This is a genomic window from Planctomycetaceae bacterium, assembly GCA_041398785.1.
Taxonomy (GTDB): domain Bacteria; phylum Planctomycetota; class Planctomycetia; order Planctomycetales; family Planctomycetaceae; genus JAWKUA01.
This window is the reverse complement of sequence record JAWKUA010000026.1, coordinates 55,763-76,945: the sequence shown is the minus strand read 5'-3', so window position 1 is coordinate 76,945 and position 21,183 is coordinate 55,763. Positions and strand designations below refer to the sequence as shown.

Sequence of the window (21,183 nt, the reverse complement as noted above, 5' to 3'; positions counted from 1 at the left end):
AGCATCAACAGTGAGGGGAAAGGTTGCAGTGAGGCATCAGATGACCGGGCCGGTATCGTACGCGAGACTGCGGCTTTGCGTCCAACTGATGCAACAATTGCGGAGATGTGATCTCGTTCGCGGTTTCCCCCGCCTGGAACCGCCCGGCGGCTACCAAGTTCAAACGCAGTGCCGCGGAATGAATCAGGGCGTCGCGGCACGATGGCGCCGAATCGAAACCAACTTTGCGTCGAAAGCCGGGCCGAATTCCTCGGTCCGGCAGTCTCGGAAATTCCAGCGAAATTCCCGGCACGAACGACGAAGCGGCGCAGATTCGGCGAGTGCGGGCGATAGAATCCGGCGTGGCTCAGCGATGGACAGCCTCCGGAGAATTCGGCATTGAACCAGTTCAAACGCTATCGCATGGAAATTGATTTGCGGTCAGCAACGCTGGCTCCGCCGACGCTGCCGGACGGGTATCACTTCGTTCGCTGGCATCCGCTGCTGGCGGAACGGCACGCTCGCATCAAGTGGCGAGCATTCCGCAGAGATCTCGACGGTTCGGTGTTCTCGTGCCTCAGCCAACTGGCGGGATGCCGCCGATTGATGGCCGAAATCAGCAAGCAGGCCAGTTTCTGTCCCGTCGCCACCTGGATGGTCGTGTTCCAGCCGGAACCCGACTGGCCCGCCGATGATTGCGGAACAATTCAGGGGATTGAACGATCCGGCCGCGTCGGAGCGATTCAAAATGTCGGCATCATTCCGGAACACCGCGGCTTCGGGCTCGGACGGGCGATTGTGCTGAAGTCGCTGCATGCGTTTCGAGACACGGGCTTGTGCCGCGGAGCTCTGGAAGTCACCGCCGTAAATCGCCCGGCCGTAAAGCTGTATCGTTCGCTGGGATTCCGTGTGACTCGCGTTCTGTATCGCAATGCGGAAGGCGGTGGAGTCGTCCGCGGATCAGAACGAATGCCGGGCCGCCAGGATTCAGAACTGTCGGCGTCGCAGGAATCGGTCTGAATCCGGTGCCGCTGCTCGGTCGACTTCGGCGATCGACGCCACAAACCGACAGCCGCTGGCGATCCCGGATGAATCGCGCGATCAGCGAATCCTGACTCAACGCGTCCCGGAAACGGCAGTCATCTCGAAGCGGCGAAATGCGCGTGTGACGACGGAACTCCGGTCCCTTCGCGTGCCGTCGCCGGTTTCAGGGCAGCGTTGGTTTCAGGGCAGCGTCGCACAGACACGCGTAAATCATCCCAGATAGCCCCGAGTTCGCGTCGTGTCGGCGGTCCGTCGACAAATCAACAAAGCAGCTGACTTCCACCCCGCCGAATGGCCCTGGCAGAGTCCGCACCGCCCGCTGCGGGAAGGCGCCGGTTGAACAACTGACGACATGAATCTACGATCTGACCAGGTGGCAAATCAACGCTGCCTTAGGTAACTTCGACGAACAAGGCTAACACCGGCACAGCCGTCCGTAACAATGTGCGGCGTCACGCCGTCGAGTGTCGGTTTCGTTCGTCGACATGCCGCGTGCCTGATGCGCAGGTCGTTCCTGTCGCACCTTTCAAATCTCAACCGTCCTGATGGGAGAAGCTGTTGTGGAAGAATTCATTTCCCTGGTCACCAAACAACTTGGAATTGACGAAGGCCAGAGCCGGTCGGCGACCGGTGGCATCCTGAACGTGATCAAGGGCCAGTTGGATGATTCGACGTTCAGTTCCGTGCTGAAAAAGCTGCCGGGAGCCGATGCACTGCTGAACGAAGCTCAGTCGGGTGGAGGAAAATCGGGCGGTGGCGGAGGACTCATGGGGTCACTGACATCGATGGCGGGAAGTCTGCTTGGCGGCAATGCCGGCGGAGTCGCCGGAATTACCAAAGCGATCGGAGACTCCGGCATCGGACTCGATAAAGCCTCCGGGTTTCTGTCGCTGCTGGTCAACTTCCTCAAAGAGAAGCTGGGCGACGACATGTTCTCGAAGCTGGCCGCCAAACTGCCGGGCCTGATTTCCGGCGGCAAATAATACGCCGGCAACTCGCGACCTTTCCTGTGCGGCGCGCTGCGGGGACCGCGCGTCGCACGGGTGAGTCGAGGAACTCATGGCAATCGCTGTGAACCGTGTCGCGAATGCCGGGTCTGTTACGACGACGTGTCTCGTTCACGAATCGGAATCCGGTCGGTCAGTCGGAAACTGAGATGCGGACGAACTCATTCCGGATACTGTCTGAACTTGTCGGCACGTGAATTTGCGATTGTGCCCGATCGGCGGCAATTCGTTCTACGTGTGTCTGCGGGCCTCCGTCGTCTGTCCAGCCGAACTCAACGACACACGCGGAACGGTTTCCGATTCGATGAATTCCGTACAACTGAGCGTCCATCAGACCAGTGCGATGGCCGCCGCCGTCGAAGTGAACTCGCACCAGCGCTTCGTGACAATCGGCTGACGACACGGCGGATCGTCCTGACAGCCAGCCACTGGAAAACTCATTGTCGGCAGGAATTTCGGCAATCGCGAAACGGCGCCAGTGAGTTCCGTTGTCAGTGGAAATGTCCATGTGATAGTCGCAGTCAGGTTCCGGCGGTACTCGAAGCTGGTATCTGACGGCGGCTCTGACTTCCAGCAGCGGCTTCGGTGACGTCACTCGAAAGACGACTTCGCCGGACTTGTTATTCGTCGTTTGATAGGCCAGGCGATTGTCGTTGACGCGAGGCTGATAGATGACGTTGGCCGAACGCAGCGACACCTCTTCATAGTGGGACACATTCGCTTCCGGCAGCCCGAAATCCGGCAGCACCGCGACCACCGAACGGTCCGTGATTCGGCAGGTGACGTCGCAGCCTCCTTCCGTCAGTTGCGGGAAAATCGCCTGGCAAACCTGAGTCGTCGTGGTGAATTTCAGCGAATCGATGCCCGACGCGCCTTCGAAACGAAATTGAATCTGCCATCCGTAGCGGCCCTTGACGTGTTCCGTCAGATCGAAGCGAAACGTCGAACCATCGTTGTCAGCGGCTTCCACCTGCGTCCACGACTGACCTTCGTTGGCGGAGACTTCCACGCTGACCTTGCCCGCGACTTTCGCTTCCAGCACCAGGCCGTCGGTCGCGGCTCCCGACATGGGATTGGCGTCGTCAACAGGATCACCGCAAATGACGTAGGGTGAAAAGTGCCGAAACGTCACGCGTGCCTGCTGCCCGTCTTCGCTGTGCAGCAGGGGCGACGTCGAGCCGTGCGACAGATTCTGCGACGACGACGCAACGCCTTCCCGGTACGCATCGGTGCTCAGGTCCGGAACGTAGATGAACTCACCGTTGCAGTAACTGACGTCGGATCGGGCATTGTGTTTCGCACCATCGTGGAACGGTTCGCCGTTATCGAAGAACGACCAGTTACGAAACGGGCCTCCCGGCTGGTGATGCCAGAAACGGCGTTTCGACCGGCCGCCGAAGTGGTCTCGGTCAAACCACCGCGTGAACGTTTCTCCCTTTCGCAGATGGACAATGGCGGGGTGAGCCGCGTAGCCGCTGTTGTACATGCGGTACCAGTCGCCTCCGGCAGCCACCTGCTTCCAGCCGTCCTTCATCACCTGAGAATCCGACGGCCACGCAAACGGATAATGCGGATACGGCGGCTTCACACTGTCGATAAGTGACGGGTCTCGAATGATGTCGTCATAGCCGGCGACGATACCGTCCCGGCGAAACAACAGGCCGGCCATGTCGGTATCAAACGCGTGCCAGGTTCCGCCGTAGAGGACTTCACTGTTGACGTGACCGGGAAACGCCCGGCGGCGAGCGTTCATGCCGAGCGCCTTCCAGTACGGTTCATTCCATGCGTGAACCGTTCCGCACAGGCCATAGCCGTAGGAGAACCTCGCGCGGTTGGCGTCGAAGACGATTGATTCGTAGTCGCGAGTTTCCGCGGTGTCGGGGATTCGTCCGGGCACACACCATTCCTGCGGTGACATCAGGTGCCACTGGTGTGTCAGCAGCCAGTTGTACAGAGCGATGGCTTCTTGCTGATCGCCGGACGCGCCTCCGGTCGCAAACGTCACGCAGTCGTCGACCGTTTGAAAGGCACCTTCGCCGGGATATTGCAGGTGTTCCGTGCGAATCGTGATGTCCCCGGAGCCCGCGTGGACACAGGTTGATGCGAACGCCAGCAGCACTGCCGCCAGTGTTCGAAGTCGACGCATGCCGACCGCAGCGCCGTCGCACCAGCTCCGATTCGTGACCAGGCTGCGTTCCAAAGCGCGACGAGTGACGTGGATCATTGTTTGCCTCTGGAAAATGACGGTGCCGCCTTTATACTGCCCGCGAGTTTTCGCGTCACCACGGATGAAATCTATCGAACAGGAGACCTTTGATGTCACTTCGTTACTTCCCGATCGCCGCATTACTGACATTTTCGATCATCGCCGCCGAACCAGCCATCGCTCAGGACTCCGGCGACAAAGCTCCCGAAACGTTTAAGGTGCTGTTCGAAACCAGCCAGGGTAACTTCACCGTCGAAGTCCAGCGCAAGTGGGCTCCCATCGGAGCGGACCGCTTTCATGAACTGGTAAAGCAGGGTTTTTTCAACGAAGCCCGGTTCTTTCGAGTCGTGCCGAACTTCATGGTTCAGTTCGGAATCAACGGTGATCCGGCCGTGCAAAAGGACTGGCGCGACAAGTCGATCAAGGACGATCCAGTCGTTGCCTCCAATCAGCGCGGCTTCATCACTTTCGCCAAGACGAATGCTCCCAATTCCCGCACGACTCAGTTGTTCATCAACTTCAAGGACAATTCGTTTCTTGACAACACCGGCTTTGCGCCGTTCGGTCGTGTGATTGAAGGTATGGAAGTGGTCGACAAGATCAATGCCGAGTACCGCGAACAGCCGGATCAGGGGTTGATTCAAAAACAGGGCAACAGGTATTTGAATGCAAAGTTCCCGAGACTGGACTTCATCAAGTCGGCAAAGATCGTGGAAGAGTAACACCCCGGCACCTGTGATCACGGCGCCTGCGACGTCGGAGTTCGTCCACGGTTTGTCTGGATGACACAAAGTGCGGTCGAATCGACCAGGCACGCCTGAATCAGAAGGTGGTCGTGGGCTGATCCGGCAAGCGAAGTATCACGCCGCCCCGGATCTCCCTCCGCGCTGCCAATCTGCGAAATCAGTGCAATCTGTGGACGTCGAACGTCACGACAGCAGGCTTCTGTCCAGCACGGCTCGTGCTTTGTCGAAGTAGTCCTGCCAGATGATTTCCGGCTTGCCGTCCCGCAGGCAGTCGCGGACTTTCTGCAGCGTGTTGCGAGCCATGTGCGGGCAGCGGTTGCAGGCACACGTTTCGCCTGTGGACGTCATGATTCCCGGCACAGGAATAAACGTGTGCTGCGGCGCCGATTTTTCGAACGCGTGAATCATCGCGGATTCCGTCGCCACCAGAAACGTCGTCGGTTCACTGACCGACATCACGTGTTGCCGCATCTTTTCCGTGCCGCCGACAAAATCGGTCAGTTCCAGAATGTTCTGCGGACATTCCGGATGCGCGATCACTTTGCTGCCGGGATTATTCCGTTTGGCTCGGATCAGATCCTGAATGCTGAAGATTTCGTGAACCATGCACGATCCCGGCCACAGGATCATTTTTCTCCCGGTGACTTCCATCAGATAGCGGCCCAGATGCTGATCGGGCACAAACAGAATCTCGTGGTCGGCGGGGACGCGATCGATGATTTCGCGAGCGTTGCCGCTGGTGACGATCCAGTCGCACAGGCTTTTGACGGCGGCTGACGTGTTGATGTACGCCACCGTTTCAAACTTCCGTCCCGATTCTCTCAACTGCTGCTGAAAGGCATCGAGTTGCTCTGCGGGGCAGCTTTCCGCCAGCGAACACCCGGCGAGCATGTCGGGGATCAGCACGGTCTTTTCCGGATTCATGATTTTCGCGGATTCGCCCATGAAGTGGACTCCCGAAAACACGATTGTCGACGTCGTGACTTTCGTCGCATCGCGAGCCAGCTTCAGACTGTCGCCCGTAAAGTCCGCGATGTCCTGAATGTCACCGTCGACATAGAAATGCGCCAGAATCGTGGCGTCTCGTTCTTTTTTCAGCACTTCGATCTCGTCCATCAGATCAAGCGGATCTTCGTAGTCATCCGGAGCGTCAACGACAATGGGCAGTGACATCTAAGCGGCTTTCCGAAGGCGGAATCGCAGGCGACTCCGATGATTGGTGAATTGTGGCCGAAATTGTAGGCGATCCGAAGAACGGCGTCACACGCACCGACTCACCTCCGCGCGCTGGACTCGCGCGGTGCAATCCGGATTCAGCGATTCAAGGAATGCGGACGACTCGTCCCGTGATTGCTCATGCGTGGCCGACTTGCATGGACGGCGCCGCGTTTGCAATTCTTCCGCAAATCGGAACTGTGACGCAGGTTGGCTGATGGCGTTCAGAACCGTTCTTCGGCAACCGCACGGACTTCGTCGGGCGTGACCTGCTGGTCTCCGTCACGATCCCAGCGCCAGCGCGAAAACTGACGGACGGCAACGGGCATCTCCGAGCGCTGCACGATTCCGTCGCCGTTACTGTCCAGGTCGCGGAAGAAATCGCTGACGAATTTCGCGACCTTCTTTTCGCGTTCCGAAGCAGCAGCATTTGCCGACGAAGACGAACCGGAATCATCGGACGTTAGCAAACGTGGTTCCGCGACTTCCAGAAAGACGACCGCCATTTCTTCCCACGACTGATCGCCCCACGTCACCCATTCTTCGGGATTCGGGTTGAACGGATTGGCCTCGGAATTGTCGAACGTCGCCGAAAAATGCAGGCGGTCGATTTCCGCCAGACCCAGCGGCTCCGCGAGTTCGTAGGAATGCTGCCAGTTGAAATCGTACCGCGGAACGCTGAGCAGCGTTTCCGTTCGATCCGCACGGTCCGCGAACACCTGAAACGATCGTCCCCGGTAGTGCATGTGCGGAGCGATCGACATCAGCCGTCCGGATTTCAAAAACCCGTTGATGTCGCCCGTGGCTTCGTGGTCCGAAGCATGCGGCGGAATTTCGAATTCCTGATTGATGCCGATCAGCGTGATCATCTCATGCGTCACATCGCGCGGATCGGCGAAGACGAGCCCGATCTGAGTCACGTCCTCCTGCGTTCGTCCGTTGGTTGTGTAGTGCATCTGAAACACGATCTTCGAACCGGCGGGAACTCTGCGGGCATATCCCTGCGGCAGATCGACCAGACGCTGCCCCGGAACGTACGCCGTCAGCCAGCCGATGCCGCGCATCCTGATTCCGTCCGGCGGCCGAATGAAGGCGATTGCGTGGTGAACGACGCCCCGGTTGCCGGGAATGATCTGAGCCCCGGCGATCCACTGGTCTTCTTCAAAGTTCGGGTCGACGACAAAGTACTGGTACTCCACGGTGCCCTGCGCAGGAACGCGGAACGGAACATCGCGCATGGGAATGACAACGTCCGGCTTGCGAGTCAACTGCCATTGCGAAGCCGGCGTTACCGGCGGCGGCAGTTGCGATTCATCACCGCGCTTAAGTCCTCCGGCAATCCAGTCTCGCATGATCTGCCGGTCCGATTCGGGCATCAGGCGAGCGTTCGAAAACCGGCCGACGTCCGGGTCCGCGCTCCAGGGAGGCATGCGGCCGTCTTCGATGGTTTCCAGCATCGTGTCTGCCCAGCCGACCACTTCCTCAAAGCTGTCCATCGCGAACGGACCGATTTCTCCGGGACGGTGGCATTCCACGCAGTGCCTCTGCAGGACTCGACTGACGTGCTGCGAATACGTGATGTTGTTTTCGACGATGTCGCGGCTGTCCGCAGGCCGGAACTTGCCGATCAGACATCCCGGCGCTGACGTTCTCGCCACGCTGACCGGCTTGTTCGCCAGCACTTCCTGGATGGCGATTCGCAGGTCTCGGCGTTCCGGAGCCGACCGCGTGATTCCCGGTTCGTACTGATCGTCCACACGTCCGTGGTACCGCACGTTCAGCATGCGATCGAGCAGAAAGACCTCCGGGGTGCGCGTGGCGTTGTACCGATTCGCCACCAGGTTGCCGTCGTCGTGAATCACCGGAAACGAGATCGCCTGCAGTTCGACATAGCGGCGGATATCGTCGATCGAATCCTGCCGGTTGCTCATCACTCCCACGACGCGAACATTCTGCCCGGAAAATTCCTCAGCCAGTTCCGAAAGCCGCGGCCCATAGAGTTTTGCCAGTGGACATTCGGTGCCCAGAAAACAGACAACCGTGGCCATCGATTCGCCGGAAGCGACCGTCACGTGTTCGCCGTTGACGGCCGAACAGTCAATCACAAGTGAATTCTCCCCGGGCGATTCCTCCGCCAGACACATTTGCGGCGACGCTGCGGCGAGACACACAAGAACGGTTCTTCGAATGAACGACATGGCTGGTTGACTCAAAACGCTGGTTGACGCAAATCACCCTGGAAACTTCCCCGACGCTGCCGTTCAGCGCCAGCGAACGAATGCGGGACTGAAAGCGAATCGTACACGGACAACCGACATTTGCCGCGACTATTCACGCGATTCATCGATCCGCCGGAAATCTGTTTTCAGATTGCATCGCGCGTCGAAAAGCCGGAATCACGATGAACAGTCCGCGCGAGTCCGAAATCGAGGCATTGTTGGAGTGCGATGATTCAGCATCGCTTTGGATATCGAGGAGATGTCAAATCCTGACCTGTCGTTCGAGTCACTTGCGAGTCCGCGTGGGCCAAACTGCGCCCGACGCGGCGGCCACCGCGAGAGCAAGACTTCTGCCAACTACCCCGGAGTTGCCGGAGTCGCACACTGCAGCGCATTTGTCACAGAGTTCCGTTCCGGTGCTGATCGCCGAACGACAAACGGTCCGACGAAACTGCCGACCGCCCAGTCACACAACACGATCAGGAACGCGGTAACGGGCAGTAATTTCGTGAACTGTTCAATCGGGGGCATTCAGTCGACCGGATCATGAGCGTTCCAGCTATAATCCGGTGCAACCGAAATGGATTCGAAACAGCGATGGCAGGTGTTCACAATGACATTCGACACTGCGCAGATTCGCATCCGGTATGCTGTACCGGGGGATGCCGAGGCCATTACGGAGATCTACAACGAAGCGATCCTGACAACGACTTCAACATTTGACACGGAGCCGCAGTCCGTCGAAGAACGCAAGTCGTGGCTCCTCAGTCACGGGCCGACTCATCCGATTTTCGTCGCGGAATATCGACGAGAGATTGTCGGCTGGGGTTCCCTCTCGAAGTGGTCCGAACGTCCTGCCTACAACGGAACAGCCGAGACATCATTCTACGTCAGGGAGGAATACCGAGGTCGCGGAATTGGTCGCCTCCTGAAGCAGGCGACAATCGATGAAGCCAGGAAGCTCGGATTTCATACACTGCTTGCCAGGGTGGCGGAAGGCAGCGAGGCCAGCCTTCATCTGAATGAATCGCTCGGCTTTACGCGCGTCGGCACCATGAAGGAGGTCGGCCACAAATTCGGCCGGCATCTGGACGTGCACTTGCTTCAGATCATGCTCGACTGACGCGACATTTCTGTCCGGAAATGACGGTGAGGACATTTCGCAATGGACCTGCTGGACGGACTCCTGAAACATGACTCCTGGACGACGCGACAGTTGCTCCGCGACTGCAATTGCCTGATCGAAGAAGAGCTCGACCGCCGTCTTGACATAGGGCATCAAACCGTGCGTGCGACTCTCCTGCACGTCATCAGGAACATGGAGATCTGAATCAGCCTGCTGTCGGGAGTGACCGGTGTCATCGATGGCAGGGCACCTCAAAGGGAATCCGTTGAAACGATGACTCGTCGTCTGAATGGATTCGGACACTATCTTCCGGCAGGAGACTTCCTGTCGAGACACCTGGCCCGACAACTGCAAAGGGGAGGTACTGGACTGATGCAAGCCGAACCGAATTCCCTGAAGGACCATCCTGCCTATCGATTCAATGAGCTGGCGTTACAACTGGGAGCGTACGCTGCCCTGTTCTCGTCGGGAACAGAGCTGTTCGCGTATGGCGGAAATGTCGGCAGGCAAATGGCCGCCGCCGACGCAGCTCTGGCGGTTCTGTTCTTGATTCTCCGACATCGGCTGCGGTTCGTGCGAACGCCGGCTCAGCTCGATCTTGTGGTCACGTGTGCGATCATCCCGACGTTTCTGCTGCATGTGTGGCCGCTGGTGTTGGCGCCCGCGGCGGAATCTCCGGCGGGAATCACCTGTCTGATCGTGACAACGGGTCTGCTGTATTTTTCGACGGCAGTATTTCTCGGCTCAGTATTCTTCGGTGCTGCTGTCTGGGTGGCGGGACAGCACTTCAGTGGTTTGGAAGGTTCCGGGCGAGACCTGATGCATCTGTTCGTGACGGCACCGACATGTGCTGTCGTTGTTCGGCTGTCAGCGCGCCACGTCTACGCGTCGCTGACTGCGGAAAGGAAACTGCGCCGGGAATCTGAAGCCCGGCTGGTCGAGGCACAGAAGAACGAAAGCCTGGGACTGATGGCCGGCGGCGTAGCGCATGACTTCAACAATGTGCTGCAGGCGATCAATACCTTCGCCGAGGTGATTCAGGCCACGTCCGCCGAGCCGGCTATTCAGGAAACCGCCACACAGATCACAAAGGCCGCATCCAACGCCGCCGACATCTGTGGCCAGATGCTGCTCTATTGCGGAAAGTCGCCCGTCCGGCGTGAAATTGTCGACGTGGGCTCGCTGGCCAACGATCTGCAGGCACTGCTGAAGGCGTCGGTCAGGGAGAACGTTAGTCTGCGATTTGAATGCCATTCAAAGGTCCCGCTGACGGTCATGGCCAATGCCGGTCAGATCCGGCAGGTGCTGATGAATCTCGTCGCCAATGCAGCCGATGCCACGCAGCCTGTCGGTGGCAACGTGTCGGTATCGATCTGCGAACGGATTGTGTCTGACGAATCCGAAGAACAGGCTGGAAGCACGGCCGGCAGACCTCTGACCGACGGCCGTTACGTGGCGATTAACGTTAACGACGACGGATGCGGAATTGACGACGAAACGCTTGCGCTCATGTTTGATCCGTACTTTACGACGAAGCCGTCCGGTCATGGTTTCGGACTGGCGGTCGTCCTGGGCATCGTGCGAACTCACGGCGGGACGATTCACGTTCACAGCTCACGCGACGCCGAGACAACGATCACAGTGCTTCTGCCGGCGGTCGCGCCGGAAAAGAGCGAGCCCGAAGAAACTGCATTCGTCAGCGAGCCGGCCGGGCGCGCGACGGAGCGTCGGATTCTGATTGTTGATGATGACGACCTGGTTCGCCGGTCATTGAAACAGCTGCTGACCGGGATGCAGTTTGACGTCACAGGCGTCGAAGACGGCGCGGCAGCGATGGAATTGCTGCAATGCGACCGAAAGTTTGACGTCATCCTGATGGACTACGTGATGCCGCAGCGAAATGGCGTCCAGGTCACACGTGAACTTCGCAGGAACGGCGTCCGCATTCCCGTGATTCTGTGCAGCGGATTGGTCAATGAAACGCACAACCCCGAGATCTTTGAAATCTTCGAAGGCCGTCTGGAAAAGCCGTTCCGCAGCGAAACCCTCCGATCCTCGATCGAAATGGTGCTGAACCGAAAGACCCGCGAGGGCGGCTTCAATGCCGCGTCCACAAACGTGCCGTCACGTCCGCCAGTCCCGACCGAAGTTCACTGACGCACAGCACACAGCATTGTCGGCGACGTTCAGAATCGGCCGCTTTGACTCGCATCGATGAATAACGCTCAGAATTGTCGCGACGACTTTGCCGCAGTCGCAGGGCGGCTTATTCTCCACAGTCGACATGCGGATCGTCTACTGACACCGTTGAAGCATGAGCCGAATTGTGGCTGCGGATGCTGTGCGTTCCAAACGGACGGTCTTCCGATTCGAACAAGCTGACGTGACTGGCCAAAGCGGAACCGGGAGTTGTCCAATGTCTGATTCGCGATATCGAATGGTCTGTCGAGGTGCTCTCATCGGCTCCGTGCTGACGATCGTCGCTCTCATTCCTGGTCGTGGCGACGCTGCGGCTCAGGACACGATCGAGTTTCTGAACGGGTCCAGGGCGAGTGGCCAGGTAAAGCAGATCCGGAAGGACGCCAGGGAGCTGGACTTTGAATCGACGATCGGCCGGCGAACATTTACGCGGACGTATTCGTTCAGCAGGATCCACGCCGTCACGCTTAACGGGGAACGTCACGTGCTGACACCGCTTGCAGCAGCGCGCGAAGACAGTCTGCCGGTGCGGTCGGCCGACGAAGTGCGTGCCATCATCGACGCGGCCGGAGCCACGCCTCCGGATTGGTTCGAAGCGACGAAACTGGAATATCCCGAAACTCTCGACCTGTCCTGGCCACTGAAGCCGCCCACGAAGACCTGGGAAAGCCAGAAAAACGTGGGTCAGTACATCTGGTCGGTTATTAACGAGAACCCCGGTCGCTGGCATTCCGGCATCAAGCTTGTGCATCACTGCCTGACTCTTCACAGGGACGATTCGGTTCTCCTGCAGCGCGACATGCGGACGCTCGGATCGATGTACTTCACGCTGCTGCAGGACTATCCGCGCGCTGCGTTCTGGTTTGAAAAGGCGAGTCCCAGCGTCGCGCGCGCCGACGGAATTCACCTTGCCGAGTGCTACTGGCGACTTGGCAATCAGCAGATGGCGATGGACATGCTGCGCGGCCAGTCGCTGTCAATGGGGGCTATCAAACTGTACGGCGACATGGGTGCGATCGACGAAGCAGTCAGACTAGCTGATCGCTTTCAGAATTACTCGAACAGCTACGATGCGTTTCTGCTGGCCGGAGACGCTCTTCGACGGGCGGGACGACTTGACGATGCCGTGACGTACTATCAGAAGGTGATTGAGTCCGACAGCTTTCGCAACGAAGAGTATGAAACCCGCCTGAAGGGACGCGCCCGCGACAGCATCGACGCCATTCGTCTGTTCGACAGGGCGGATGTCACGAAGGTCGCGGACGGTACGTATTCCGGAGACAGCATCGGCTACAACGGCCGCCTCGAAATCGAAGTCAAAGTCGCCGCCGGAAAGATCGAACGGCTTGAAGTCACCGCTCACCAGGAGAAACAGTACTACGCATCACTGACCGATACGCCGAGTCAGATCATCCGTCTGCAGAGCATTCACGGAGTCGATGCCACCAGCGGGGCCACGATCACCTCGCAGGCCATCGTGAACGCGACGGCCCGCGCGCTGGCCAGGGGTGCGAAATGAGACGACGAGTCGTCTCCGCTGCGATGGCTGCGATGTCCGGGGTGATTCTTGCGGCCGCGCTGGCGCATGCTCCGCTGAATCCTTTTCCGCTGCGTTGGTTCACCGCGCTGAGTCTGACATTCGGTGTTGTGCTCTTCGCGATCTCGGTCCTGTTGTTCCTGACGACATTTGATCAGGGGCGATCCGCAGCCATTCTGCGACTGGACTGGTATGGACCGGTCCTGCGACGGCTTACCACGCGACGAACAGCTTCGTATGCCCTGCCGGGCCGATTGCTGCGAAGACTGATTCCAGTTGCGCTGCAGTCCGATCGGGCAACAAAACGCCGCGGCCTGATCCGCAGAACGCTGCGACGAATGGGTATCTCATGGCTGGCTTCACCTTTTCGACGAGTCGTTCAGGCCGGCTGTCTCGCGGCTTTTTTCGTCCTGTTCTTCGTCGTCTGCTGGCCGTACGACGCCCGTCCAAAATCGCCGGGGGCAAGATTTCCCGGCTGGGAGTTTCAGGAATTTGATCAGCAGACCGGCGACCTCATGCTTGCCGGAACAATCTCCGGAGAAACAAGCGTGCGCGCCGGTGACATCCTCTTTGCGGTCGACGCCGGCAGTTCCGGCCGGCCGCAGATGTGTGCCGGTTCGTTCCAGGTTGGCAGCTTCTCGGGTCACGCAATTCGCCTCATTCCGCATGACGAACTGACTCCCGAGGCCTTCGATGCGTTCTTTACGAGCAATGGTCCCTGGACACTTCATGCAGACGACCCCGCCGCCTGGCATTCGCATTACGCCGACAATCTTGCCCGCAAGGAAGTCATTCCCGCCGAGTTTTTTCTGTTGATCGATCCGCTGGTGAGCATTTCAACGGCGGTGGCTTCTCGCAGCTGGGTCTGGTCATTGGTTTCCGCGGCCGCGATTCTCCTGGTGTGCGCGCTCGTCCCGCGCGGTTTCTGTGGCTACCTGTGCCCGCTGGGAACGACGATCGATTTGTTCGACTGGGCTGTTGGAAAGCGGGTGGCCAGGTTTCGGTTTCCCGACGGCGGCTGGTGGGTTCACATCAAGTACTATCTGCTGGCCGGCACGCTGATTTGCGCGGTGTTCGGAGTGCTTGTTTCCGGCTACTTCGCGGCCATTCCGGTGATCACGCGAGGAATGTTGTTTGCCATCGATCCGATTCAGAACGGTTCGGTGCGTGGCTGGCATCTTGTGCCATCGATGAATTCGGGACATTTCATTTCACTGGTGTTGTTTGCCGCAGTGCTGTGTCTCGGTTTCCTGCGTCCGAGGTTCTGGTGCAAATACGTCTGTCCCAGCGGCGCCGTGTTTTCACTGGCAAACGTGTTTCGTCTCACGGAACGGAAAGTCGAATCGTCGTGCATCAACTGCAACAAATGCGTCGAAATCTGCCCGTTTGACGCGATCAAGCCGGACTACACGACTCGCACAACGGACTGCACGATGTGCGAATCCTGCGGCGGCGTCTGTCCGACAGAAGCCATCAAATTTGTCGAGCGATGGAATTTCGTCGAACTGAAAACGGAAAACGATCCGTCCACGAATGAAACAGCTCTTGGCCGGCGAGGATTCCTTTCCCTTGCCGGAGGAAGCGCCGCGGCGGTTGCCGGTGGGCTTGGTCTGGCCGGCATCACGAAGACTTTCGGCGCAAACCTGCACTCCGCCACCGCGTTCCGACCCGTTCGTCCGCCCGGCAGCGTACCCGAGCAGCAGTTCCTGCAAATGTGCATTCGTTGCGGGGAATGCTTCAAGGCGTGTCCGAACAATGTCCTGCAGCCGGAAGGATTCCAGCAGGGCCTGGAAGGACTCTGGTCACCAATGGTTGTCGCCGACTGGGCCGGTTGCGAATCCAGTTGTAACGCCTGCGGCCAGGTTTGTCCGACCGGGGCAATTCGATCACTTCCGCTGGAAGAAAAGAAAGCGGCTCGGATGGGCCTGGCGATTGTCAACGAAACCACGTGCCTGCCTTTCGCCGGTCGCGAAGCCTGTGATCTTTGCGTCCAGGAATGTAACGCCGCCGGGTACGACGCGATTGAATTCACGCAGGTAGGCGTTCAGACCGACAGAAACGGCGCTCCTGTCGAAGGCACAGGTTACCAGGCTCCCGTCGTGCTGGCTGACCGGTGTGTTGGCTGCGGACTCTGCCAAACGCGTTGCCACGCCATCAATGTCCGGGAACGAAAGCTGTTGTCGGATTCTGCGATCATCATTGCGGCCGGCGACGGTCGCGAAGATCGCCTGATGCACGGTTCCTACGTGCAACGGCGGATCGATGAACAGGCAGCAGCAACCGATGTTCTGAAACAGCCTTCTGAAACGGAATACTTCGTTCCTGATTCAGGCATCGCACCAGCCTCCTCTGGAAGTTCACCAGTGATCGACACGGACGATCCATTCGGAATATCAGCTGATCAGCACTGAAGGAGTTCCCGCCTGCCCGGCATATCGATCGTGCGGGACACCTGCGAACCGCAAACCGGATCGCGCACGTAACCGGATCTGTCCAAACGCGACCCATCAGCAATACCAGAGGCAGCCTTCCTCGGATTCGGTCCATTCCTTCAACCGACGCTTGTACGCGGCCAGGTCGTCTTCGTATTTGGCCATGTCCGATCGATACACTGCAATTTGCTTTCGCTGCCGAGACTTCAGCGGTTTGACGACGGCGCACAGTGGCGGTGATTTCTGAGTGCCAATTTCACCGATGGCAGCCGAACTGATAATCGGTGGGGCGAACCAGCTTCGTTTGACTCGAAGTCGGGGAGCGTTCCCGATGACGCCAGCACAGACTGTGAGTGCCGGCAGAACCACGCATGACGGATCGCAACCGATGGAACGGGCAAGGCTGAGGACCTGGTCTCGAATGACTTTGGGAAGGACATTCACCGTGACCGGCTGAAAATGGAACGCCTTGCAGTTGTCGTGATTGCGGACTGCTTTTCTTGTCAGCCGCCAGTGAAGCCGGTGTTCACGCACGTTTCACCGACATCACGGGAGGGAATGATGCTGCGAACGCTTTCCGACCCGGATAGAGTCCTGAGTGTCGGTATCATGCGTTTGTCATCCTCTGACAGGGTGATTGGTACTGCCCGCTGACCATGCCGCGGTCAACTTTGATTGAGAGAAGCGGGACCGGCCATTCACCGGCCCGCTTCGGTTCGCGCTTTACGCTTTGCCACACCCCAATTCGATTGCCGTTCTGACCGTAGCGCGTTGATCTGATGATCGTCACCAGAACAATTTCACCGGCCATCTGCAGCCCCTCGGAAGGCGTGAGCAATCTGGGGCATTCCATCGGGGGGAATCTCCAGATTGCGATGCACGTCATCTGCGGTGACGGTGTCCTGACAGTTGAGAATGTGACGAATCTCACGACAGACTTCCCGGTAGACTTCGTGCGTGGGAACCTTCCGTCTTCTCGGAAATCCTCGCGATGGATTCCGTTTGCAGTACTTCGTGGACATAATGTCCCTTTCGTGAATGGCCGTCTGCGTACCGGTCAAAGTCTCAGACGGCGGTTTCGGAATGCGGCCGTGGCTCACAGCGAGTCACGGCTTGCTTTCGGGTTATCAGCGGATCCGCTGACGATTTCCATCGCGGCTAGGATTCCGGCAGCGTGCCGGTTGCGATGACGTGGCGAATAATTGACTCCGGCAAATGCAGGTTGCGGGCGATCTCCGCAATTGGCCTAGCAACCTGCCAGAGCGCTTTGATATCGCTGACGATGACTTGTGCGTGGCTGCCTTCCATCATTGCAGCCTCGCAGCGGCGAGTTCGTCGTCGGAGACACCTGCGGCGACCTCTGCGGCCCTGCGGTGCGCTCCAGCTTTGGTGGCCGTGACTGCCTGGAAGAATTCGTCGATCGCGTTTGACGTGATGACGGCTGCCGACATCGACGGGCTGCAGCTTGATGCATTCGCCGTCGATGCCTATCAAGCCGCCGGATCCAAGCGCCAGACGATGGAAGGGGTTGACCGGTCTTCCATCCGGCCGACCGGGAATCAGATGATGGCGGGCGTGTTCGAGACTGACTAGTGTCTCAGCATTGGCGGTCGGCATTGCGTCTCCGTTCGCAGATGACAATAAATGTCCTTCGATGCGACGGATTTCAACGTGTGCAATGTTTCGTCCGTTCTCCGAGCTTTAGGAACTTTCTGCCAGGCGCAGCTTCTCGACAACTTCTGTCACTCGACTCGCCACGGTTGCAGTCGACCGCTTACTGAACCCATCAAACTCTCCCAAGCGTTCGAATACGCGGAGAATCAAGTTTCCTGTCTGCCGCCCACGCTTCAGCTTCGCAATCGCGTGCGTAGCTTTCAGAGAGTGATTCTTCGAAAGCCTTAGGACGCGGCGGGGCTTCATCCAGCACTGCAATGCTGATCCCGGTGAACATGCGCCGGAGGGGCGAGCGGATCCTGTGACTGTGATTTAGCCCACAACCATCTGCCGATTCGAAGCCCTGCTTTCACGAATTGGGAGCCGCATTCAGAGACTTCTGTGAAATGCGTTGGGGCTGATGTCGCCAGCCGCATATCTTTAACAGCGAATGCGAGACCGTTCACCGACTGACGCATCGAACGGAATCGCAATTCCAACATCCTGTGGATACGTGATTGCGTCTACATGAGTGTCCACGAATTTAGCGAGAGCCATCGCACATTCTGTCTGGTCTTCAGAAAGTCGAAAATCGTCCCAAAGGTCCGCAGGGATGCCCCCCGCTTCCAACATCGCTCTGCACGCGTCCTCGTGTTTCTTCTGCGTGAGCTCTTGGCTCTTGCGGGCGCGAACTAGGTTCAGCTTCGCCGAATACATTTCGAGCGAGGCATCGTCAAGCTTCGTTCTTAGTTCCGCCAGGTTCGCTTCCCGATTCGCCGCCGATTCATCGGGGCTGAAATTCAAAGGAACGCCCGTTCGGTAACTTTCTTAAATTCTGTAAGTCTCGACGCTTAAATTCTGTAAGTCTTTGAAGCTCTTTCACAGAGCCGCTTTGGAATCGTACTGCGCCTGATTCCTGTGGCCGATTTACCCAGACTCCGGAGTTCTTCAGCACATCGTTCTTGTGCATACTGGATGAGGGTAATCATTGTGTCGATACTCCACACCGAATACGCCACTGACACGCTAGGCTCGCCGCAAGTGTCTTTGGTTCTCTGTAATACTCCTGAACGATGTCTAACGAAATCACTTCACGTCTTCGACTCCCGAAACGGTCGCGTCCCGAACGCAGAAAGCACCAGACCGGGCGGTTCGGGTCCGCGTTTCGGGAGCTACCCTAGGTCTGGTGCGGCAGATTCTAACGGATTGCACGCGATTGGGGTGAGACGCTGTTTCGGTTATTTCACTCGTTTCGTTTGTTGTTTGCGTACGATAGCTACACACATGGATTTCGTATCGCCCGTCAGTCGCAGTGAGGCCGAAATGATTGAACGCATCGACCACCCGGAAACACTGTCACCCGATGAATTCGACCCCGCAATGGTGTCGGAAGCCAGTCGGCAGTTAGTCCGCATTGCTGGCAAAGAGCGCCGCCAGCCGCAGAAGTACCGTTCACGTTGACGGTGAAGACTGCGTCATCCCGACGGCTGCGCTGCGGATGCTGAAGGACATCATGGTTCAGTTGGGTTACCGGGAAACGGTGTCACGCCGATTCCCGTTCACGCTGAACTGACGACTCAGCAGTCCGCTGACCTGCTGAACGTCTCGCGGCCCTATGTGGTCAAGCTGATTGACGACGGTCAGTTGCCGGGCGCGTCTGGTCGGTTCGCACCGTCGTGTCCTATTTCGCGAGGACGTCATGGACTTCAAACGTCGACAGGATGACGAACGCCTGAAGGCTCTGGAATCAATAGCGGCGGAAGCTCAGGAACTCGGACTGGGCTACAGCGTGGCGGCGTTCACCGCGTTGTACGATTCGCGTGCTGTATCCGGCACCACTGCGTGACCTGCTGGATGATCTTGGCCATGACCGGACTCTTCCGGGCAAAGTGGACGGCTCAGATTCACGACGAATGGATTCGCAGCGTCCTGAAAGACCGACCGGACCTGACCGAGGACTGGCTGCGCCGGAACTCAGCGGCTGATGGATTCCTGCGTCGATGGTCTGGTCACGGATTACGAAAATGCTGGATTCCGAATGCTGTGCTTGAAACCGATGAACCCCCTTAACTGACCGCCGCTCAGATTCCTGCCGACGCGGCTGCGCACGTGGGAGCCCAAGCAGGTCGCAGAACTCAATCAGGAAGGGCTGGCTGTTGGCCATTTCAGCCCCGCCGCTGCGTTGCCAGCTTTCAATGAATTCGTCGACCGTCATTCCCGGTGACTTGCTAACAGTACGGCTAACAGGAGCCCGAAACGAACAACGCCCCTGCCGGGCAGCAGAGGCGTAACGTGTTGAAGCAGAAAGATTTGTGAAATGCTCCCACTAGGAATCGAACCTAGAACCTACTGATTAAGAGTCAGTTGCTCTGCCAATTGAGCTATAGGAGCCTGTGTTGACATTTCGGGCTTCTGAATCGGAAGTGAACGGTCGTCACTGGGGCAACGGCGCTGATTCACGCGTTCAGGATTCAGGAAGTTCCGACAATCACGGTCGATGAACGATATCGCGATTTTCGACTTTTTCCACACCACAGCCGACTTCGGCTTTGGAAATTTCTCCGAATGCCCCGGCCCTTCCATCCGCGACTTCGCACCGATCATGCGCATCATTGACGTGGGGCTTGATGGCTGCCGGTTCACGCCGCCTTCCGGGTGTGTTACAGGTTTGTTGTCAGAATTCGTGCCGTGAGGACGTCGCGTTTCGTATCAGCGTGTCTCCACGATAGACTCCTTCGCGCTTCCTGCGGCGTGCATGTCACTGGTCGTGGGAACCAGTTCCCGGCGCGGGTTGACTGATTCCGGCTGGGGGCCAGGTTGGCGTCATGCTGAACCGGGCATCGAGTTCGGTCGGAATCATGGATCGTTCGCGGAACCGTCGCTTTCGAGCGCGGTGCAGAGTGAACGACGGAAACGCAAAGGCGATACGAGTCAAGTTCCATGACGGCAGCACCGATCCGTGTCCGTGAAATGACTATCGGCCGCACATTGTGGCGTGTGACCGTTTATGCGCTGTTGATCGGAGCGTACGCCCTGATTCCGGTGCTGAAGGAATCTCACCCGAAATCGACGACGTTTGCGGACCTGCCGTCGGATCTGCACGCGGCTCTGACAATCGTGCTCGGATGGCTGCTGGTCTTCCGGACGAATTCGTCGTACGGTCGCTGGTGGGAGGCCAGGCAGCTTTGGGGATCGCTGGTCAATGTCAGCCGCAACCTTGCGATCAAAGTGGCCGACCTGGTGCGGGCGAGCGACGACGAAATGAACCGGTTTCGCGTCGACATTGTCGCGTTTGCCTACGGCCTGAAGGATCACCTTCGCGAGGAATCGCTGCTGCAGAAGCTGCCGGGGTTTGAAAACTGCACGGACCGGCCGAGCCACGTTCCGTCGTATCTGATCACGCGGATGTACGAGGAATTTTCGAGCTGGAAGACCAACGGTTCGATTGACGGCGACGAACTGCGCGTGCTTGACGAGGAGGCTCGCCGGTTTCTGGACATCTGCGGCGGCTGTGAACGCATCCGGAAAACTCAGGTCGTTCGGTCGTACAAGCTGTTCGCGCGGCAGTGTGTTTTCCTGTATCTGGCGACGTTTCCGTGGGGAATCGTGGACAGCTTCCGTTGGTGGACGATTCCGCTGACGGTGATCGTGGCCTACTTCATGCTCGGTCTGGAAATCGTCGCAGAACACGTGGAAGAGCCATTTGGGTACGACGAAGACGACCTTGATCTGGAAGGTCTGTGCCGGACGATCGAAGTGACGGTTCAGGAGGTGTTCGACCGCCGGCTGGCCAGAAAGGCGCAGGACGTGGTCGCGTAGG

At 58.3% G+C, this 21,183-nt stretch carries 17 protein-coding genes and 1 tRNA gene; 12 read left to right on the top strand and 6 right to left on the bottom strand.

Annotated features, from left to right (window positions below):
* Positions 1-378 precede the first annotated feature (378 nt).
* On the top strand, positions 379-999 hold the full coding sequence (locus R3C19_23395) for an N-acetyltransferase (GenBank protein MEZ6063303.1): 621 nt from the start codon (positions 379-381) through the stop codon (positions 997-999).
* Between the two features lie 569 nt (positions 1,000-1,568).
* A complete protein-coding gene (locus R3C19_23390) occupies positions 1,569-2,006 on the top strand; it encodes a DUF2780 domain-containing protein (GenBank protein ID MEZ6063302.1) in 438 nt (145 codons plus the stop codon).
* Between the two features lie 157 nt (positions 2,007-2,163).
* Here the strand turns inward: R3C19_23390 and R3C19_23385 are convergent, their stop codons facing one another.
* Positions 2,164-4,254: a hypothetical protein gene (locus R3C19_23385; GenBank protein MEZ6063301.1), complete on the bottom strand. Its 2,091-nt coding sequence runs from the start codon at positions 4,252-4,254 to the stop codon at positions 2,164-2,166.
* Between the two features lie 92 nt (positions 4,255-4,346).
* Here R3C19_23385 and R3C19_23380 point away from each other — a divergent pair, with 92 nt between their 5' ends.
* Positions 4,347-4,958 carry a peptidylprolyl isomerase gene (locus tag R3C19_23380; GenBank protein MEZ6063300.1) on the top strand — a complete coding sequence of 204 codons (612 nt, stop codon included), beginning with the start codon at positions 4,347-4,349 and terminating at the stop codon, positions 4,956-4,958.
* A 207-nt stretch (positions 4,959-5,165) separates the two neighbouring features.
* On the opposite strand, the gene nadA is transcribed toward R3C19_23380, so the two are convergent.
* Both nadA and R3C19_23370 read right to left on the bottom strand, forming a co-directional pair.
* Positions 5,166-6,155: a quinolinate synthase NadA gene (gene nadA, locus R3C19_23375; protein MEZ6063299.1), complete on the bottom strand. Its 990-nt coding sequence runs from the start codon at positions 6,153-6,155 to the stop codon at positions 5,166-5,168.
* A 266-nt stretch (positions 6,156-6,421) separates the two neighbouring features.
* A complete protein-coding gene (locus tag R3C19_23370) occupies positions 6,422-8,395 on the bottom strand; it encodes a redoxin domain-containing protein (protein MEZ6063298.1) in 1,974 nt (657 codons plus the stop codon).
* 634 nt (positions 8,396-9,029) lie between these two features.
* Between R3C19_23370 and R3C19_23365 the strand changes: the two genes are divergently transcribed.
* The 4 genes from R3C19_23365 (at position 9,030) to R3C19_23350 (ending at position 15,689) form a co-directional block, all read left to right on the top strand.
* Positions 9,030-9,539: an N-acetyltransferase family protein gene (locus R3C19_23365; protein MEZ6063297.1), complete on the top strand. Its 510-nt coding sequence runs from the start codon at positions 9,030-9,032 to the stop codon at positions 9,537-9,539.
* A gap of 375 nt (positions 9,540-9,914) precedes the next feature.
* Positions 9,915-11,699: a response regulator gene (locus R3C19_23360; protein MEZ6063296.1), complete on the top strand. Its 1,785-nt coding sequence runs from the start codon at positions 9,915-9,917 to the stop codon at positions 11,697-11,699.
* Positions 11,700-11,958: 259 nt separating this feature from the next.
* Positions 11,959-13,260: an FMN-binding protein gene (locus tag R3C19_23355; GenBank protein MEZ6063295.1), complete on the top strand. Its 1,302-nt coding sequence runs from the start codon at positions 11,959-11,961 to the stop codon at positions 13,258-13,260.
* On the top strand, positions 13,257-15,689 hold the full coding sequence (locus R3C19_23350) for a 4Fe-4S binding protein (GenBank protein ID MEZ6063294.1): 2,433 nt from the start codon (positions 13,257-13,259) through the stop codon (positions 15,687-15,689). The genes R3C19_23355 and R3C19_23350 overlap by 4 nt, the downstream gene beginning before the upstream one ends.
* A 96-nt stretch (positions 15,690-15,785) precedes the next feature.
* On the opposite strand, the gene R3C19_23345 is transcribed toward R3C19_23350, so the two are convergent.
* Together R3C19_23345 and R3C19_23340 are read right to left on the bottom strand one after the other, a co-directional pair.
* A complete protein-coding gene (locus tag R3C19_23345; protein ID MEZ6063293.1) occupies positions 15,786-16,154 on the bottom strand; it encodes a DUF3987 domain-containing protein in 369 nt (122 codons plus the stop codon).
* A 714-nt stretch (positions 16,155-16,868) separates the two neighbouring features.
* Entirely contained in the window at positions 16,869-17,021 is a 153-nt protein-coding gene (locus R3C19_23340) for a hypothetical protein (GenBank protein MEZ6063292.1), read from the bottom strand.
* 84 nt (positions 17,022-17,105) lie between these two features.
* Here R3C19_23340 and R3C19_23335 point away from each other — a divergent pair, with 84 nt between their 5' ends.
* The 3 genes from R3C19_23335 to R3C19_23325 all read left to right on the top strand — a co-directional run bounded on the left by R3C19_23335 (position 17,106) and on the right by R3C19_23325 (position 19,209).
* Entirely contained in the window at positions 17,106-17,303 is a 198-nt protein-coding gene (locus R3C19_23335) for a hypothetical protein (protein MEZ6063291.1), read from the top strand.
* A gap of 1,474 nt (positions 17,304-18,777) precedes the next feature.
* Entirely contained in the window at positions 18,778-18,936 is a 159-nt protein-coding gene (locus tag R3C19_23330) for a hypothetical protein (GenBank protein ID MEZ6063290.1), read from the top strand.
* 126 nt (positions 18,937-19,062) lie between these two features.
* Positions 19,063-19,209 (top strand): hypothetical protein, encoded by a 147-nt coding sequence (locus R3C19_23325; GenBank protein ID MEZ6063289.1) that lies wholly within the window; start codon positions 19,063-19,065, stop codon positions 19,207-19,209.
* A 472-nt stretch (positions 19,210-19,681) separates the two neighbouring features.
* Here the strand turns inward: R3C19_23325 and R3C19_23320 are convergent.
* Positions 19,682-19,754: transfer RNA gene (locus tag R3C19_23320), tRNA-Lys, on the bottom strand.
* Positions 19,755-19,860: 106 nt separating this feature from the next.
* Between R3C19_23320 and R3C19_23315 the strand changes: the two genes are divergently transcribed.
* On the top strand, positions 19,861-20,055 hold the full coding sequence (locus R3C19_23315) for a hypothetical protein (protein MEZ6063288.1): 195 nt from the start codon (positions 19,861-19,863) through the stop codon (positions 20,053-20,055).
* Between the two features lie 248 nt (positions 20,056-20,303).
* Complete coding sequence (locus tag R3C19_23310) at positions 20,304-21,182, top strand: bestrophin family protein (GenBank protein MEZ6063287.1); 879 nt, start codon at positions 20,304-20,306, stop codon at positions 21,180-21,182.
* Position 21,183: the final 1 nt, after the last annotated feature.